A 15,596-nucleotide genomic window follows, 5' to 3' on the forward strand; every position below is an offset into this window, starting at 1 on the left:
AGAAATAAATGCTTTTCAATATGAGTGTGTTTGGAATAAATGACAGACGCGCGCCGGTATGAGCCGGCGCGGTCTGCCAACAAATCAGAGAATGCGACTAAGCTGCGGCTCCATTTGCCCACGGATCAAGAACAACCTTGGTGCAATGGTCCTGCTTGTCGCGGAACACTTTGTACATCTCAGGGGCCTTGTCGATGGGCACCCGGTGGCTTATGACAAAGCTGGGATCGATCTTGCCACCCTGAATCAACTCCAGCAGCGGTTTCATGTAGCGCATCATGTGCGTCTGGCCGGTCTTCATGGTCAGGGCTTTATTCACATAAGCGCCCATTGGCATTTTGTCGATGAATCCGCCGTACACACCCGGGACGGAAACCGTACCACCCTTACGGCAGGCCATAATGGCCTGCCGCAGGACTCCAGGACGGTCAGGCTGCATCTTTAACATCTGCTTTGTCCTGTCGATGGCCCACATTGGTCCGCTGTAATGCGCTTCCATTCCCACGGCGTCCATGCAGGCGTCTGGACCGATGTTGCCGGTCATGTCTTTCAGAAGCTGAACGACGTCGTCAACTTCTTCATAATTGATGATTTCCGCGCCAGCCTGCTCGGCCAGTTGCAGACGGTAGTCAAAGCGGTCAATGGCGATCACACGTTCAGCGCCGAGAAGGAAAGCGCTGCGAATCGCGAACTGTCCCACAGGGCCGCAGCCCCAGATTGCCACCGTGTCGCCAGGCTTGATGTTGCAGTTTTCCGCGCCCATATAACCTGTTGGAAAAATGTCTGAGAGAAAGACGACTTGTTCGTCGGGAATGCCGGCCGGAATTTTCAATGGGCCCACGTCAGCAAATGGTACGCGAGCGTATTGCGCCTGGCCTCCGGCGTAGCCGCCCAGCATGTGTGTGTAACCGAATAAACCTGAAGGCGAATAGCCCATCAGCTTTTCAGCAATCCAGTAGTTGGGGTTTGAATTGTCACAGCAGGACCACAATTGCTGCTGGCAGAAGAAACACCGCCCGCAGGCAATGGTGAAGGGTACGACCACCCGATCACCCACCTTTAGTTTTTCACGGTCGACGCCCGCGCCAATTTCCACTACTTCGCCCATGAACTCATGGCCCATGATGTCGCCTTGCTCCATGGTAGGCATCAATCCGTTGTATAAGTGCAGATCAGAACCGCAAATGCAGGTGCTGGTAATGCGGACAATCGCATCGCGCGGATTCAGAATTTTTGGATCGGGCACGTTCTCCACAGTCATCTTCTCAGTGCCCATCCAGCAAACTGCTTTCATGAGGCCCTCCTTTTGGCGTTTGCAATGTCAGTTAAATTTCCTTCGCCCTTGATGGGATCGTCTGGGTTGAGCACGCGCGCAATGGCTGCCATCCCAGAACGTGGCCCATGCGACTGGCCTTCTACGGTAGGAATTTCGCCGGCTTCAATCAGGGCTTTCAGACGACGCAGGTCTTGACGCATCATAAAGCTGGGGTCTTTGCCTAGAATTTTGGCCAACGCTCCCCCAATGGCGCCTGCTGGCGGCTGATAAACCACAACCACGGTGATAATGGTTCCACGGTTCCCAGGAGCATTGCGGAACTTGACGATGCCATCGACGTAAATTTCAGAATCGGGCAGGGAACGCCATGCGATCACATCGTCTTTGCGATCAAAAGCAATTTCTGCGTCCCAGATAACGCGCCTGCCCAGCGGGCCAATGGCGGTCCACCTGGAGCGGCTATCGCTCAGGAGCGTGACGGATTCAAGATGACGCATGAATAGCGGCAAGTTTTCAAACTTACTCCAGAACTCGTACGCCTGTTCCGGAGTACAGTTCAGCAGGATACTGCTGCGGGCGATCAGTTCCCGTTGGCGGGTGCCGGCCTTGGCTCCCGCATAAGATAGAAGTCCGCCGGCGGTTGCAATGGCAACGCCGGATTTGGAACGTTTAGACAATCCTATTAGGGCAAGCGCGCCCCCGGTGATCAGCGCACCCCAGCGGAATGCAGTAGCTGCCCGGTAACGGCGGCCTTGAGCATTCCTTAGGTGAATGCGTGCAGCTTCGCTCATAACAACACGACCTTTCCTTTGGGAATAATCGGTGAGATGCCACGGGGATTTGAGAGGTGCGCTCGCCAGCAGGTTTTTCGCGGAGCTCACGATGAGGAGAGAGATGAGGCGTTGCGGGTGTAAAACTTTCGTAATAGAAAAAGCGGCTGCTTGGATAACGAGTATTAGCAGCGCTGGCTCGAACTAAGGGGACGTCGGCTGCGCAGGTTCTTGCTTTTCATTCCAGAGAATAACACCAGCGCTGATGAACCAGACTGCTTGTCCGATTACGACCATGCCAAAACCGTGCACGTTAAGCCGTATATGTCCGGAAAGAACACCTAGGATGGTCAGGGGGCCCAGAATACATCCGTAAATTCCAAGTGCCCGGTTGAAGATGCTGCTTTTTAGGATTGCTGCTGACCAGAACACAATCGCAACCGATGAGGCCACGGTAAAGATCAGGGCAAATGCCTGGTTCAAATGTCCATTGAGTGCCATAGCGGCGCGCCATGCGTCGGCTGCAGCCGGGCCGGCCTCTGACATGTGATGAAAGAGACCGGGCGTAATCAGTCCGCTTGCCGCTGCTGCAATCATCACTGCAACCTCGGCAAATCCAAACAGCACCAGCCCTGACAGCGCAAGCCGGTTGGGCGAGGCTAGCCGTTGTGTCAGGCCAAGCGCGCCCAGAAATAGTATGGGAACGCACACCAGGGCCAGCGTATGAACCGCCACATTCAGTTGCATCATGGAAGCAGCGTGTCCAGAGATCAGATCGTGTCCGGTTGGATGGAGCGCCATGGTTATAATGGTGCCCGCCATTCCCGTAATCAATGCGATTCCGCTCTTGCGATCGTCTGTCATGAGTGTGACGTTAAAATTGAAACGCAGCGCAGTCAATATGCCCTGACCGGAAAAGCCGAGTTACGGAACAAAGGGGCCGACAATGTCCGGAAAAAAGCCGGGAGCTAAATCAACACGCGCGGAAAAGTCCCGGACAAAGTCTCCCGCCAAAGTGAAAGGCAAGCCGAGAACTGACAGGCGCACGCTCCGGACGAGAGACGCGCTTGGTGATGCGCTGGTTGAGTTAATGCATGAGAGACCGTTCAAGTCTATTACCGTGCAGGATGTGCTGGATCGCGCCGGAGTCGGTCGCTCCACTTTTTACACACACTACCGCGATAAAGACGATCTGTTCATCAGCGATGTTGAGGACTTCTGGGAAATGATGTCCAGCATGCTGGATCGGAGCGGCGAAAGCTCAACGCGTGTTGCTCCCGTGCGCGAGTTGTTTTCCCACATTGCCGATGTGAAGATTTTCCGCGATGCGCTGGTCGCCGCCGGCAAAATGCACGATGTGATGGAGTTGGGCCAAGGACACTTTGCCCGCGCCATTGAGAAGCGTCTTGTGAAGCTGACCAGCGGACAGGGAACTGTGCTCGCGCAGCTTTCCGCCACGGCTCATGCGTTGGCGGGCGCACTGTTTTCATCCATGATGTGGTGGATCGACCGCGGCATGCCAGCTTCTCCCGAAGCGATGGATGAAGCCTTTCACCGACTAGTCTAGTCGGGCGTGAACGCCTCAGCGAAGGGTTAGTCCAATGAAGCACAAATCATTCTAATCTTGCGGAGAACACAGAAGAGAGGCCATGAACCGGATGGCTCTCCGGGTTTGCCTGTTGAAAATCTGTCCGCTTGAAAGCGGTATAATCTAAGTTCCAGCATGAGCTATCAAGTTCTAGCGCGCAAGTACCGGCCACAGCGTTTTTCTGAGGTAATTGGGCAGGAACACGTGACCCGCACCCTGAAGAATGCCATCGATCAGCAGCGGATTGCGCACGGTTATATCTTCAGCGGTCATCGCGGCATCGGCAAAACGACCATTGCTCGCATTCTGGCTATGGCGCTGAATTGCCGTGGTATTGATGGCAAAGCGGACAAGCCGACGCCAGAACCCTGTGGCATGTGCGACTCATGCGTGGAAGTGCGTGCAGGTAGCTCGGTGGATGTAATTGAAATCGATGCGGCGACGAACCGCGGCATTGATGAGATACGGGAGCTGCGCGATGCAGCACGGTATCGACCGGCGCGTGATCGTTTCAAAATTTACATTCTGGACGAAGCGCACCAGATTACCGATGCGGCGTTCAATGCTCTGCTCAAGACACTGGAAGAGCCACCGCCACACATTATCTTTATGATGGCGACCACGCAGGCCGAGGATATTCCGCAGACCATCCGGTCGCGCTGCCAGCATTTCAGTTTCCACGCGGTCAAGTTCGATGAGATTGTCAGCCAATTGGGCGCGATTGCCGCCAAAGAAAATATTCAAACAGACGATGAAGCATTGGCTGTGCTGGCTGAGGCCGGCGATGGTTCCATGCGCGACGCTCTCTCCATCATGGACCAGGCCATCGCTTGCTGCGGCACCAAGCTCAGCGGTGAACTGGTGCGCGGGCTGGTTGGGAACGTGGGCTCTGAGGTTTTTGAAGATTTGATGGGCACCGTGTCGCGTGGTTCCAGTGAAGAAGCTTTGCGAACACTTGACCGGCTCATGACTGAAGGACACAACCCAGCGCATTTTGCCCGGCAGTTGGTACGTTTTCTGCGTAATACAGTGGTTGCCAAAGTAGCGGGCGACGATTCGTCGCTGCTGCAAATCTCATCGGACGAACGTGCACGCGTGGGACGGGTGGCCAGCCAGTTTTCTGAGGAAGAGCTGGCGCGGTTTCTTCAGATTATGCTTCGCACTTTCGATGAATTGGGATACCGGCAGGAGCAAAGATTTCATCTTGAACTTGGCGTACTGAAGTTGGTCCACGCGCAGCGTATTCTTCCGTTGGAACAGATACTGAGCCAGGTTAGCGCAGAAACTCAGAAAATCCCTGACGTGCAACGGGTGGCGTCGACGCGGCCCGCACCTGTCAATGCTTCCTCGACGGCCCCAGCAATAGGCGGTGTTCCGAGGCAGCAAAGCCCCGTTTCGCCGTTTGAAGCTGATCGTGCCCGCAAAGGCCGCAGCTTCGACCCGGAAATGTCAGCAGCAACCGTGACAGCGGTCCAAGAACAGACGTCTGCAGCGGCTATAGCAGTTGCAGTGGAAGAGCCAGAATCTACCGAAGATCCTGGGAGGGTCATGGGCCACGTGTTGGCGGAGTTGGAGAAAGCAGGGCACAAGATGTTGGCTTCAACGCTGGAAAGCGGCAGTGTGACACTGAAGGGGAATGAAGTTGTTGTGAGCATTGCTCAATCGGCGGCGGTAATTGATTTGATGATGAGCGCGGAACCCAAGCGCCTGGCCAATGCCGCCGCCAGCACGGCAATGGGACGCCCAGCAAAAGTCAATGTGGTGAGCGGTGTTGCTGGGGCATCGAATGGAGCGACGGCCGTGGTGCGGCCACGCAATGGCGCCAGCGCGCGCAGCCGCGCGGCAGAAGACCCAATCGTACAGCGCATGCGCGAGAAATTTGGCGCAGAGATTCGCACGGTGATTGATCATCGCGATAAGAACTAGGAGAAGCCATGGGCGGATTTAATTCACGCCAATTTCAAGAGATGTTGGAGAACGCACAGAAGCAGGCACAAGACCTGCAGAGCAAGATGAAGCAGACGGTTGTCGAGGCTTCTTCCGGCGGCGGCACGGTCACCATCAAGATGAATGGGCAGAAGCAGGTGCTAGCGACAAAGATCGATCCGGAAGCGGTGAAATCCGGCGACGTGGAGATGCTGCAGGACCTTGTGACTGCAGCCGTCAACGCGGCGGGGCAGAAGGTGGATGAAGCAATGCAATCGACCGTGGGCGGCATGCTGGGCGGAATGGGAATTCCGGGAATTTAGAGGGACCTGTGTCAAAGTTCGCCGAGCCAATGGCTCGACTGATTGATGAGTTAAAAAAACTTCCGGGCATTGGCGGCAAGAGCGCCCAGCGTCTGGCATTTCACATATTGCGCTCCAGCGCCGAAGATGCCGATGATCTGGCCGCGGCCATCCGCAACCTTAAAGAGAAACTTCACCTTTGCTCCGTATGTAGCAACATCACGGATGTTGATCCGTGTAGCTATTGCACCAGCGCCACTAGAAATCAGCGATTGGTTTGCGTGGTTGAAGAGCCCACGAATATTGCTTCCATTGAGAAGGCCCGGTTTTATAACGGCGTTTACCATGTGCTTCACGGAGCCATTTCTCCCCTGCATGGGGTCGGGCCGGAGCATTTACGGATACCGTCGCTGATGAGACGAATTGAGAGTGGCAGCCTGGATGAAGTCATTATCGCAACTAATCCAACGATTGAAGGCGAGGCGACCGCCGTTCATCTTACTGGTTTGCTGAAGCGTCCAGGCGTAAAGATCACGAGGATTGCCACCGGAATTCCCGCCGGTAGCGACATTGAATATGCTGATGAAGTGACGATGCTGAAGGCGATGGAAGGCAGAAGAGAGCTGTAACCACAAAGGACACGAAGGACACGAAGGACCACAAAGAAGTTGAACCGAGGAGTCACCTAAGTCCTTTGTGGGCCTTCGTGACCTTTGTGGTTAAGTCCTAATTCCTCAACTTTGCCAGTAAATCCTGGGGATGAACTGGTTTTGCAAGAATCTCAAACTCGTGCCCTTGGGCGCGGGCTTTTTCCAGTAAATCGGCGGTTGCAGCCTGGCCGGAAAAGAGAAGAATCTTGCATCCGGGCAGTGCCTTACGGATCCGGATGGCAGCTTCAATGCCGTTCATATCCGGCATGATTACATCGCTAATGATCAGGTCGGGCTTGGTTTCGCGGGCGCGATCCACGGCCGCAGTTCCCGTATAGACGGCTGAAGCGTCAAATCCGTTCTGATTGAGAATTATCGCCAGGGTGTCGGCGATAACGCGCTCGTCATCCACCACCAAGACTCGGGGTTTGGAAGGCTGACCATTGGATGTCAATTTGGGAACTCCTGTAGCGGTAAGATCAGAACCGGTTCATCGACCAAGAAACATTATAACGTGTGACGGCCTACAGCTGTCTCTTTAACAGAGATGCTGGATTTGGCAAAAAAGAGGGCTGACCCAGGCCAACCTGCGATCAATTGGCAGCTTCTCACCTGTGGTGTAACCACATGGAGGACGTTTACTTTATGCGCAGGACAGCCACGCTCATACTGTTCGTGCTTGTGGCTGCGGCCATGGGGTTTGCCCAGAACCCGCCCGGAACCAACAATAGCCCGGCAACCACGCGGCAAGCGCAAAATCCGGCCATACCGAATCCCAATAATGGCGCCGTACCGCCTGCACGCACATCGCCCGCCGACATGCCACAAGGGAATAATGGACAAGCGGCGAACCCTGCCCAGAGCGCAAACACAGCCGTGCTCGATGAAGTGGGTGCGGGTACGGAAATCCATGCAGCCCTGGATACCCCCCTCTTTAGCAAGACTTCCAAGCCGGGTGATCGCTTTACTGCCACGGTGAGTGATCCAGTGCGGGCGAATAATGGCGCGGTGGTTATTCCTGCAGGCGCTCGTGTAGAGGGCGAAGTAGCTGAGTCAGACGATGAGAAGACGCTGGCCGCTCTTAAGGATAAGCCCAAGCTGAGCCTGCGCTTCAGGGACGTAGTGCTTCCCAGTGGCCAGACACTGCCGCTGACAGCAACCTTGGTTTCAGTACACGATAGCAGCAGCAAGAATTCCAAGAAGGTGATTAAAGAAGGCCAGGGCGAACCGAGCAGAAGTGCCATTGGGGCTACTGAACAGGGTCGGAATTTCGGCGGACCGATCAAGGGCTTAGCCATTGGTACGCTTTCCGGCGGTGGCTACGTGGTAGCGACTAATGGAAAAGATGTGCATCTTCCTGCGTCCGCTGGGATGCTTATCCGCGTGGACCAGCCAGTGAGTTGGAATGGGACTTCTGCGCCGACGCCAAGATAGATCGAAATTGATTTCGTAGAAAACACGCAATGCCGTCGCCAGAAGCGGCGGCACTGCCTTTTAGAAGCTGGTCAGGGCTTTCGCTAACCCCTCCGGGCTGCCACCCGTTTTTCTTTTTTGCGACGCAGGCGAGCGGCTTCCCTCCGCTTCTTGCGCTGGCGCAGAACTTTTTTCTGGCGCGCAACTTCCTCCTCAGAAAACATGGTGCGGCGGCAGTTTTTCAGACCGCAATAGCACGGCGCGCTCTCGCCGATATCGCCATCAAAGAGATTGTAGTCATAGGTGAGCTCTTCTCCGGCTTCGATGTCGCGAAGGGCCATGATCCAAATTCGGTTGTCGATCTGATCGGTTTCGCAGTTCGGGTCACAAGTATGGTTTACGAAAGCGGCCATGCCGAAGCCATCGATGATTGTGTCGCCGTCATCCATGGCAAAGAGGTACGTTACCTCGGTATCCGCATACATTCCTTCGCAAGCCTTTGCTGTAAGCCGAGGGCCCGTATATTCCAGGATGAGAGTGCCTTTTTTTATGGGAGCAGTGGTGTAAACGCCGGCGCCATGCAACGAGGAAGATTTAACGATTATGGCCATTGGTTTATCTGATGAATGATAAATGATAAACAACACTGCCTTGGCATTGGCATGATGTATTACTTTGACTGCCGCTGCACCGCGCGCTGCAATGTTTTATCCAGCGCTGCTTTGGCGGTCTGATAGTCCTGCGGATTGATCTTGCCTTGCAAGCGGTCTGATTCAAGCTGAAATACTTCTTCTTTCATGGCTTCCATCAGCAAGGCAGAGCGATCTTGCGGGATGGCCGGACCTGCCGTGGCAGCTACATTCTGGTTGGAGGTGTAAACAAAGACTCCGCCCGCAGCCAGAAAGAGCGACAACACACCCAGGAAGAGCCATTGCCCGGAATGGAGAGGATCAGGTCTTTCATTGGGCACACCCAGACCGCCGCCGGGACCAGCGGGCTCTCCGGGTGCGCCGCCGTTCGAGGCGGTCTGCTCCTGCTCACGCGGCATTGCGCCTTTGCCTGAAATCGTGAAAGCTACTTTCTGTTTTGGCGTGACGTTTTTGGCGATGAAAAAATTTACGCTCTTGAATTGAGGATTGGATTTTGCCTCATAGACGGCGCTGTCACTGGCGGCAAACTTGATCGAGTCAGGTGCTGCCACCATCAATGTTCCTGTCGGCAAATCGGAGCGTGGGTCGAGCTCCAGTTTTCCGGAGTAGGGCAGCGTGTACAGGATGTGAAACTGGGTCTGCCCCGGCCGTATTGGAAAGACGAAAGCGTATTTATTTTTTTCTCCAGCGGGAACCACCGCCGTCTTCAACTGTGTTTTGCCGGTCTGAACGCTGGACTCGCTGAGCGAAGCGCCTTCAGGCAGATAGAACTCCAGCGTTTGTTTTCCAGTGAGAGTCCGGGGCGGCGATGATTGGTTCCCCACGGTATAAAACTCTTCGCCGCTCAACGTGGCGCCATCTTCAGACGTCTGGATTGCGATGGCATGGTCAAGAATGCTGATTTCTTTGATGCTGCTGGCCGCATCAAAAACCCGCACTGCCACGGGCACGCCTCCCGGCAAACCCGCTTGGGTGTAAGTGACTCCCTGATGCTGTACCCAGACCAAATAGGGCTGCTGCGCCGGAGGAACGTTAAACGTGAACTCTCCCCTGGCGTTGGTCTTTGTCTTGGCAACATCCTCCATGCCATTGCCAATTTTCTTGAGCGTAACTTCATCGCCCGCAGAAGGCTTATTGGTAGTGCTGTTCTGCACAACGCCCTTCAGCGTGTCCGCCGCGGCGGCAAGTGAACAGACAAGGAGAAGTGTGAACGCAACTTGCTTCAATGGGATGGACTCCTTCAGGCTTTCGCCGATTCCAGCATTTCGATTTCGGCCAGGATGCGCGCAGCCTCTGCTTCCAGGCCAAGACGCATGCCGTCATAGTCAGCCTGGGTAAATTTACCGGACTTAAATTCAAAACTCAGGTCGCGCAGGTTCTCATAGACCACTTCTTTGCGCTCATTGAGGTAGGCGGTCCGGGTCTTGGTGACTCCAGTATCGGTATCACGGCTGGGATAGAAGACGTAAATCAAAATGCCAGCCGCAAAAACGCAACACACCATCTTGATGATGTAGTCAAAGATGGCCGGATTCATAGCTCAGTCTCCCGGCGGGCGCGCTCGCGGAGAATTTCAAGATCGGGGGCAAGACTCATGTCTGCGGCGGCAACCGGCGCCGGGCGCATTTTCCAATTGCGGATCAACACGACGACCAGCATAAGTCCCAAGCCCAAACCGGCGGCGGGCAGGATCCAGGCCAGCAGTTCAAAGCCATGCGTGGAAGGCTCCACAACAGCCGTAACGCCCCATTTGGCGCGAAACCAGTTCAGGACGGCTTCATCATCCTTTGTCTGTGCGACGTTGGCACGGAGCTCGCGAATCATCTGGTCAGAATTGGGGCAGCCTACGTGGTTGCACTTTAGCAGCATTTGCGAGCAACTGCAGGTGCACATGATTTTGCCACCCAGATTCTGGAAGCGGGCTTCCTGATTGTCGGCCCCCATGAGCAATACCAGAGCGCAGGGAAGCAGCAGAGCTTTTAGAAGTTTCTTCACTTGCCTGCTCCCGCGGGATGCATGCCCCGCTCATCCATCTGTGATACGGCGACGGAGCTTCGGACGGGCACGCTGACGGGCGCCGCGTTCGGAATCAATGCCATGCCGGTTCCCATCACTATTACCAAAACGCCAATCCATATCCAATTCACCAGCGGATTGATAATGATCTTGATAATGGGATGGTCGGTGTCAGGGTTGCGGCCTTCATAGACCACATAAAGATCTTCGCGCAGGGTGGAGTGGTTCGCCACAATGTGGACTGGCTGACCGCCACTGGCTTTAAAGAAACGTTCTTCAGGATTGAGTCGAGTAAGAAATTTACCGTCTTTATAAACTTCCAGTAGCGCGGCCTGAGACCTGTAATTGGCGTTATCGTCCTCGGTATATTCCTCGCCTACGACCGTGTATGAGCCGATCTTGACTGTATCGCCCTTACCAATTTCCTGTTCTTTATCCTGGTTAAAAGCTGCGCCGGCCAGCCCGATCACGACCAGCACCACGCCAAAATGGACAACGTAGCCACCGTAGCGGCGCATGTTGCGGCGCGATAGCTGATAGATTCCAGCAAGCAAATTGGTCTGCAGCTTGTTTTTCCAGACAATGCCGCCGCGGACGAACTCAGATGCAACCGTGGCGAAAACCAGCGTGCTCAGACAGAAAGCGATCATCGCGTACATCTGGCCCATATCCGTCCAGAAGCGGACGCCACTTCTATAGAGCACGAAGCCGACGACAATTTCAATCAGCAGGGCCGCTGTTGCTGGTATGGCAAAGTTGCGCTTGATGCTACCTACGGATGTGTTGCGCCACGCAAGCAGAGGCCCGATGCCGGTAAGAAAGATCAGCGACAGGCCGATCGGAACCATTACCTTGTTATAGAAGGGAGCGCCCAGGTTCATTTTTACGTCACGCACCGCTTCAGAAAGGATGGGGAAAAGTGTGCCGCACAACACGGCAAAACATGCGCCCAATAACAGCAGGTTATTGAACATGAAGCTGGATTCGCGTGATACCAGCGATTCAAGCTTATTTTCAGACCGCAGATGGTCGCGGTTACGGACGTAAAAGACCATGCAGACGGCAAAGATGATCGCCAGAAATCCTGAGAACCAGTTGCCGATGCTGGACTGAGCGAATGAATGCACAGAACTGACAATGCCACTGCGCGTAAGCAGCGTTCCGAGCACGGAGAGCATGAAGGTGATAAAGATCAACCAGACGTTCCAAACCTTCATCATGCCGCGCTTTTCCTGCATCATCACGGAATGCAGGAACGCAGTTGTGGAAAGCCACGGGAGCAGGGAAGCGTTTTCTACCGGGTCCCAGCCCCAATATCCGCCCCAGCCCAGAACCGCATATGCCCAGTGCGCGCCCAGTGAGATGCCAAAGGTGAGAAAGAGCCATGCCACCATGGTCCAGCGGCGGGTAATGTGTATCCATTTCTCACCGGGATAACGCATGATCAGTGCGGCCAGCGCAAACGCGAATGGAACCGACACGCCGACATAGCCCAGGTAAAGCATCGGCGGATGAATGACCATCTCCGGATACTGCAATAAGGGATTCAGGCCGTTTCCATCGGAGGCGAGGCGATCCATGATCCCAAAGGGATTGGCTACAAAATTAACCAGAATCAGGAAGAAAATTTGAATGGCGGCCAGAACCATGGACGCCATCGCGACCAGGCGCTGATCGACCTTGTGGCGCAAGCGCAGAACAAACCCATACGCGGAGAGCAGCAGCGCCCAAAAGAGAATCGAGCCTTCCTGGCCAGACCATAAGACTGCAAATTTGTAAGGCCCCGGCAGAGCGCGATTGGAATGATGAAGAATGTAAGCGACGGAAAAATCATCCGTCAGCGCGGCATATACCAGCGCACCCGCAGCCACCAGAACAGCAAAAAAAGACGCCATGCCGGCACGCCGGGCCGTTTCCGCCAGGCGATACCCAAGGGCGTCTTTGCGGACAGCTGCGATGACCCCAGCTACAAAACAGTAGCCGGCCAGCGCCAAAGCGAATAAAAGACAGAAGCTTCCTAGTAATGGCATTGTCAGGAGCTTAATATGCTTTCACATCTACTGCAATGATTCAATTAGGCGGAGGCCCTAACATTTAGCGCGGATTTCACTAGGGCAATTAAGTCCTCTGGATCACACGGCTTAACCCGGAAAATGACGCTCAGCCCGGCATATTCAGTATCAGCGTCCGGGAGGCCACTGATCACGATTACCGGTACTTCCTTATTAAAAGCCCGCAACTGGCGGACGAACTCCACGCCATCCATGTCCGGCATCAGGTGGTCTGTGATGACCACGCCGATTTTTGTCCGTCCGGGATCACTGCGCAAAAAGGCCAGCGCGCTTTGTCCCTTGGTGGCGACATGGCTTTCAATCTCCGCTTTGCGCAGCACCAACTCACGCACTGTGAGCTGTGCAATATTGTCGTCCAGCAGAAGGGCCTGCTTCATGCGGGCTATGCCGTTTTGTCCCTTCGATATTTAGCCAGGACTTCAGCCTCCGCCCGTGCCCAATCTTCGTCATGAAAGCCTTCCAGCCTTCCGCGCTGCTCAAAAAGTTCATAGGCGCGGATGCGGATCTCTTCTTCGATTCTCTGGTCTCCTGAAGGCTTGTGGTCGATTGGCTGGAATGCACGATTGCTGGTTTCCGCAACACTGGAACCCTGGCCGATCTGGGTGACGGTGGATTTTTGCTGTGTTCCTTCTTTTGCAGACGTGGTTTTGCGGGGTTTAGACGGTTTCGTTGCCATGCTTTTCTTCTTGCTCCCTCAGCTCCGGAAATGGTGATTTTCAAACGAGAGCGGCGTTGCTTTGATTATAGAAGAATCCCCGCCCGCCTGCGGGCAGACGACAACAAAAATTGAGGATATTGCTATCGATCCGACAGAGGTGTTAAGTGTTTTGTGTCACACCCATTTGTATCGCGGTACGAGACCCTGATTTTTTAAAGCATTGGAAAGAAAAGGCAGCAATTTGATAACAGTAAACCGGACGGGATTGCTCTGGGGCCTTAGAGCTTTGTTATACTGCATAAGCCCCCGCACAACAGAGTGGCGCTATCGTCTAGGGGTTAGGACGTGAGATTCTCAATCTTAAAACCCGGGTTCGATTCCCGGTAGCGCTACCAAACCTTCTTTTTTGATTGCCTTTGTTCCCATCCCATTGAAAAGTAAGCAGGTTACAGCGGTTCGATATTTCCCGTCTGAATAGGTGACGCCCTCGGGGAATAGAACCTGCTGCAAACGCTGCTTCTGCTCAGATGGCGCGGCTTTCCAGAGGTTCGATGCATTCGTTAAAACCATCTCCGCGTAGTCCAGAACGGTCTCTATTTCGATTTCTTCGGCTTGTGCTTCCCGCAGCTCCATTTCGGCGAGGGTGAGGTCCTCAGTCAGTTTTGCGCGCATTTCCTTATACGTGGATGCATCGATGGCCTTTTGATAGATAAATGCTTCTTCCAGCTTGGTCTTGTTTTTGCGCAGCTCCGCGATTTTCCGAGATACAACGCCTTGCACCTGCTGGCTGTCGCCTTGCTTCTTTCGCCAGACATCCAGCACGATCTCGCGATACAGGCGCATATACCCGGCGTTCGGTTGCAACTGCCGCATGAACTCCTCAAATTGGCCCTCCATCGCGTCCTTGGTCACGCGGATGCAGCCATCCTGACAATGATAGTAGGCGTAGTAGCGATTGCGGCCTTTGGACCAGCTTCCAGTGAGCGCCTCAGCGCAATATCCGCATTGCACGAAACCCCGCAGCGGAAAATCGGCATGGCTGCGAGCGCGAGGGGTAACCGATACTGTCCTGCCGTTGAGGATCGCTTGCACCTTGTCGAAGATGGCCTCAGTCACCAAAGGCTGGAATTTGCCCGAAACGTCAATATTCCATTCAGGCACGACAATGCGACCGGAATAAACCGGCTTCCTGAGCGTCTGTGAGAACGTCTGAGAACTGAGGAATTTGCCTTTTTTGGTTCGCAACCCAAGCTGAGTAACCTTGCGGAGCACCTGCTCTCTCGTATGAAGGCCGGTCGCGAACTCCTCGAATGCTTGGGTAATGAGGGGAGCGGAATGCTCGTCTGGCATGATCGTCTTTGCGCCGGTCGCATCTCGTCCAGCCCGATAACCAAGCGGAGGCGGAAACGTCCAGCAGCCACTTTGAAGACGCTGCTTCATACCTTTGACGCTCCGCTCGGTTCGTATGTCATTGTCCAACTGAGCGACTCCAGAGAGAACTACCTCCATAAATCTCCCGGTTGAGGTCTCGTCAATCGGCTCAGTTACGGAGCGAAGTTGAACGCCCAAGCCGCTCAGAACGGCACGTAATTGAGCGTGATCCGTAGTATTTCGGGAAAACCTGTCCAGCTTGTGAACCACAACAGCTTTAATGTTTTTGTCTTCCCGACAATATTTGAGCATGGCCTTCAACTCAGTCCGGTTTGCTGTCTTTGCAGACTCGCCCTCTTCCACAAAGACCCTAGCCACCTTGAATCCCTGCTTCTCGCAATACTCCAGACATGCGGCTTTCTGACCGGCAAGGCTAGTGCCGCCCTTGGCCTGTTCCTCTGTCGATACGCGGGTATAAATTACGACTCGCTCGGCCATGATTTACCTTGCCCTTCCTCTGGCTCTCTTCGGCTCGCGATGCCGGGTTCTTCGTCCATCGGTAAAACCGTCAACAATCGCCTTTGCTTTAAAGATGTCTTTGTCCTTCCAGAGCCGTACCGTCACCCCGCCCACTCGGGTTAGCGGAGGAACTGGGATTGTCCCGGCCACGATATAGCGGTTAATGGTCGCCATGCTCACGCCCAACAATTTCGCCGCCTCTCTAGTTGAGTAACTCGCCATAGTGATATACACCTATCTCATATATAGCATAAGATGTCAAATGGATTTTGACTTCCTCGGTTTTTTCTTCCGGGCATTCCTACGTGGCTCGCCTGGAGGTTTCTTTGACTGTACCCACTCCCCAAATGCCTGCCGCTCGGCTTCGGGTTTTTTCAGGTTCCCC

General features: G+C 54.4%; 18 protein-coding genes and 1 tRNA gene. 6 read left to right on the plus strand and 13 right to left on the minus strand.

Annotation, left to right across the window (positions count from 1 at the left end):
* Positions 1-97: 97 nt before the first annotated feature.
* From LAO76_10890 to LAO76_10900, 3 genes are all read right to left on the minus strand, one after another.
* Positions 98-1,294, minus strand: coding sequence for a glutathione-dependent formaldehyde dehydrogenase (locus LAO76_10890; protein ID MBZ5491427.1), 1,197 nt, complete (start codon positions 1,292-1,294; stop codon positions 98-100).
* Positions 1,291-2,067: a cyclase gene (locus LAO76_10895; protein MBZ5491428.1), complete on the minus strand. Its 777-nt coding sequence runs from the start codon at positions 2,065-2,067 to the stop codon at positions 1,291-1,293. Before LAO76_10895 ends, LAO76_10890 begins: the two co-directional genes overlap by 4 nt.
* 183 nt (positions 2,068-2,250) lie before the next feature.
* Positions 2,251-2,910 (minus strand): hypothetical protein, encoded by a 660-nt coding sequence (locus LAO76_10900; GenBank protein MBZ5491429.1) that lies wholly within the window; start codon positions 2,908-2,910, stop codon positions 2,251-2,253.
* 82 nt (positions 2,911-2,992) lie between these two features.
* On the opposite strand from LAO76_10900, the gene LAO76_10905 reads away from it, so the two are divergent.
* The 4 genes from LAO76_10905 (at position 2,993) to recR (ending at position 6,491) form a co-directional block, all read left to right on the plus strand.
* Positions 2,993-3,613, plus strand: coding sequence for a TetR/AcrR family transcriptional regulator (locus LAO76_10905; protein ID MBZ5491430.1), 621 nt, complete (start codon positions 2,993-2,995; stop codon positions 3,611-3,613).
* Between the two features lie 156 nt (positions 3,614-3,769).
* On the plus strand, positions 3,770-5,560 hold the full coding sequence (gene dnaX / locus LAO76_10910; protein MBZ5491431.1) for a DNA polymerase III subunit gamma/tau: 1,791 nt from the start codon (positions 3,770-3,772) through the stop codon (positions 5,558-5,560).
* A gap of 8 nt (positions 5,561-5,568) precedes the next feature.
* The gene (locus LAO76_10915; GenBank protein MBZ5491432.1) at positions 5,569-5,883 is read left to right on the plus strand and encodes a YbaB/EbfC family nucleoid-associated protein; all 315 of its coding nucleotides are present in this window, start codon (positions 5,569-5,571) and stop codon (positions 5,881-5,883) included.
* A 29-nt stretch (positions 5,884-5,912) separates the two neighbouring features.
* A complete protein-coding gene (recR, locus tag LAO76_10920; protein MBZ5491433.1) occupies positions 5,913-6,491 on the plus strand; it encodes a recombination mediator RecR in 579 nt (192 codons plus the stop codon).
* 97 nt (positions 6,492-6,588) lie between these two features.
* On the opposite strand, the gene LAO76_10925 is transcribed toward recR, so the two are convergent.
* Positions 6,589-6,966, minus strand: a complete 378-nt coding sequence (locus tag LAO76_10925; protein ID MBZ5491434.1) for a response regulator — start codon at positions 6,964-6,966, stop codon at positions 6,589-6,591.
* Between the two features lie 191 nt (positions 6,967-7,157).
* Here LAO76_10925 and LAO76_10930 point away from each other — a divergent pair, with 191 nt between their 5' ends.
* Positions 7,158-7,946, plus strand: a complete 789-nt coding sequence (locus tag LAO76_10930) for a hypothetical protein (protein MBZ5491435.1) — start codon at positions 7,158-7,160, stop codon at positions 7,944-7,946.
* Positions 7,947-8,029: 83 nt separating this feature from the next.
* Here the strand turns inward: LAO76_10930 and LAO76_10935 are convergent, their stop codons facing one another.
* Genes LAO76_10935 through LAO76_10965 form a run of 7 tightly spaced genes read right to left on the minus strand, consistent with a single transcriptional unit; the run spans position 8,030 to position 13,339 of the window.
* The gene (locus LAO76_10935; GenBank protein MBZ5491436.1) at positions 8,030-8,536 is read right to left on the minus strand and encodes an SET domain-containing protein-lysine N-methyltransferase; all 507 of its coding nucleotides are present in this window, start codon (positions 8,534-8,536) and stop codon (positions 8,030-8,032) included.
* Between the two features lie 59 nt (positions 8,537-8,595).
* Positions 8,596-9,801 (minus strand): carboxypeptidase-like regulatory domain-containing protein, encoded by a 1,206-nt coding sequence (locus LAO76_10940; protein ID MBZ5491437.1) that lies wholly within the window; start codon positions 9,799-9,801, stop codon positions 8,596-8,598.
* 14 nt (positions 9,802-9,815) lie between these two features.
* The gene (locus LAO76_10945; GenBank protein ID MBZ5491438.1) at positions 9,816-10,079 is read right to left on the minus strand and encodes a hypothetical protein; all 264 of its coding nucleotides are present in this window, start codon (positions 10,077-10,079) and stop codon (positions 9,816-9,818) included.
* 29 nt (positions 10,080-10,108) lie between these two features.
* On the minus strand, positions 10,109-10,570 hold the full coding sequence (locus LAO76_10950; protein ID MBZ5491439.1) for a cytochrome c-type biogenesis protein CcmH: 462 nt from the start codon (positions 10,568-10,570) through the stop codon (positions 10,109-10,111).
* Positions 10,567-12,621 (minus strand): heme lyase CcmF/NrfE family subunit, encoded by a 2,055-nt coding sequence (locus tag LAO76_10955; protein ID MBZ5491440.1) that lies wholly within the window; start codon positions 12,619-12,621, stop codon positions 10,567-10,569. Before LAO76_10955 ends, LAO76_10950 begins: the two co-directional genes overlap by 4 nt.
* Positions 12,622-12,665: 44 nt before the next feature.
* The gene (locus LAO76_10960) at positions 12,666-13,040 is read right to left on the minus strand and encodes a response regulator (GenBank protein MBZ5491441.1); all 375 of its coding nucleotides are present in this window, start codon (positions 13,038-13,040) and stop codon (positions 12,666-12,668) included.
* 5 nt (positions 13,041-13,045) lie between these two features.
* On the minus strand, positions 13,046-13,339 hold the full coding sequence (locus tag LAO76_10965; GenBank protein ID MBZ5491442.1) for a DUF2934 domain-containing protein: 294 nt from the start codon (positions 13,337-13,339) through the stop codon (positions 13,046-13,048).
* A 302-nt stretch (positions 13,340-13,641) separates the two neighbouring features.
* Between LAO76_10965 and LAO76_10970 the strand changes: the two genes are divergently transcribed.
* Positions 13,642-13,716: transfer RNA gene (locus LAO76_10970), tRNA-Glu, on the plus strand.
* On the opposite strand, the gene LAO76_10975 is transcribed toward LAO76_10970, so the two are convergent.
* Positions 13,682-15,190, minus strand: coding sequence for a recombinase family protein (locus LAO76_10975; protein ID MBZ5491443.1), 1,509 nt, complete (start codon positions 15,188-15,190; stop codon positions 13,682-13,684). The two genes, LAO76_10970 and LAO76_10975, sit on opposite strands and share 35 nt — an antisense overlap.
* 3 nt (positions 15,191-15,193) lie before the next feature.
* Positions 15,194-15,433: a hypothetical protein gene (locus LAO76_10980; protein ID MBZ5491444.1), complete on the minus strand. Its 240-nt coding sequence runs from the start codon at positions 15,431-15,433 to the stop codon at positions 15,194-15,196.
* Positions 15,434-15,596 lie beyond the last annotated feature (163 nt).

It is taken from the genome of Terriglobia bacterium, from assembly GCA_020072645.1.
GTDB lineage: Bacteria > Acidobacteriota > Terriglobia > Terriglobales > Acidobacteriaceae > Angelobacter.

Coding starts and splice junctions, on each gene's coding strand:
- LAO76_10915 (MBZ5491432.1), top strand. CDS start 5,569: ATGGGCGGATTTAATTCACGCCAATTTCAAGAGATGTTGGAGAACGCA.
- LAO76_10975 (MBZ5491443.1), bottom strand. CDS start 15,190: ATGGCCGAGCGAGTCGTAATTTATACCCGCGTATCGACAGAGGAACAG.
- LAO76_10900 (MBZ5491429.1), bottom strand. CDS start 2,910: ATGACAGACGATCGCAAGAGCGGAATCGCATTGATTACGGGAATGGCG.
- LAO76_10955 (MBZ5491440.1), bottom strand. CDS start 12,621: ATGCCATTACTAGGAAGCTTCTGTCTTTTATTCGCTTTGGCGCTGGCC.
- LAO76_10895 (MBZ5491428.1), bottom strand. CDS start 2,067: ATGAGCGAAGCTGCACGCATTCACCTAAGGAATGCTCAAGGCCGCCGT.
- LAO76_10980 (MBZ5491444.1), bottom strand. CDS start 15,433: ATGGCGAGTTACTCAACTAGAGAGGCGGCGAAATTGTTGGGCGTGAGC.
- LAO76_10905 (MBZ5491430.1), top strand. CDS start 2,993: ATGTCCGGAAAAAAGCCGGGAGCTAAATCAACACGCGCGGAAAAGTCC.
- LAO76_10935 (MBZ5491436.1), bottom strand. CDS start 8,536: ATGGCCATAATCGTTAAATCTTCCTCGTTGCATGGCGCCGGCGTTTAC.
- LAO76_10930 (MBZ5491435.1), top strand. CDS start 7,158: ATGCGCAGGACAGCCACGCTCATACTGTTCGTGCTTGTGGCTGCGGCC.
- LAO76_10890 (MBZ5491427.1), bottom strand. CDS start 1,294: ATGAAAGCAGTTTGCTGGATGGGCACTGAGAAGATGACTGTGGAGAAC.
- LAO76_10965 (MBZ5491442.1), bottom strand. CDS start 13,339: ATGGCAACGAAACCGTCTAAACCCCGCAAAACCACGTCTGCAAAAGAA.
- LAO76_10960 (MBZ5491441.1), bottom strand. CDS start 13,040: ATGAAGCAGGCCCTTCTGCTGGACGACAATATTGCACAGCTCACAGTG.
- LAO76_10945 (MBZ5491438.1), bottom strand. CDS start 10,079: ATGGTGTGTTGCGTTTTTGCGGCTGGCATTTTGATTTACGTCTTCTAT.
- dnaX (MBZ5491431.1), top strand. CDS start 3,770: ATGAGCTATCAAGTTCTAGCGCGCAAGTACCGGCCACAGCGTTTTTCT.
- recR (MBZ5491433.1), top strand. CDS start 5,913: ATGGCTCGACTGATTGATGAGTTAAAAAAACTTCCGGGCATTGGCGGC.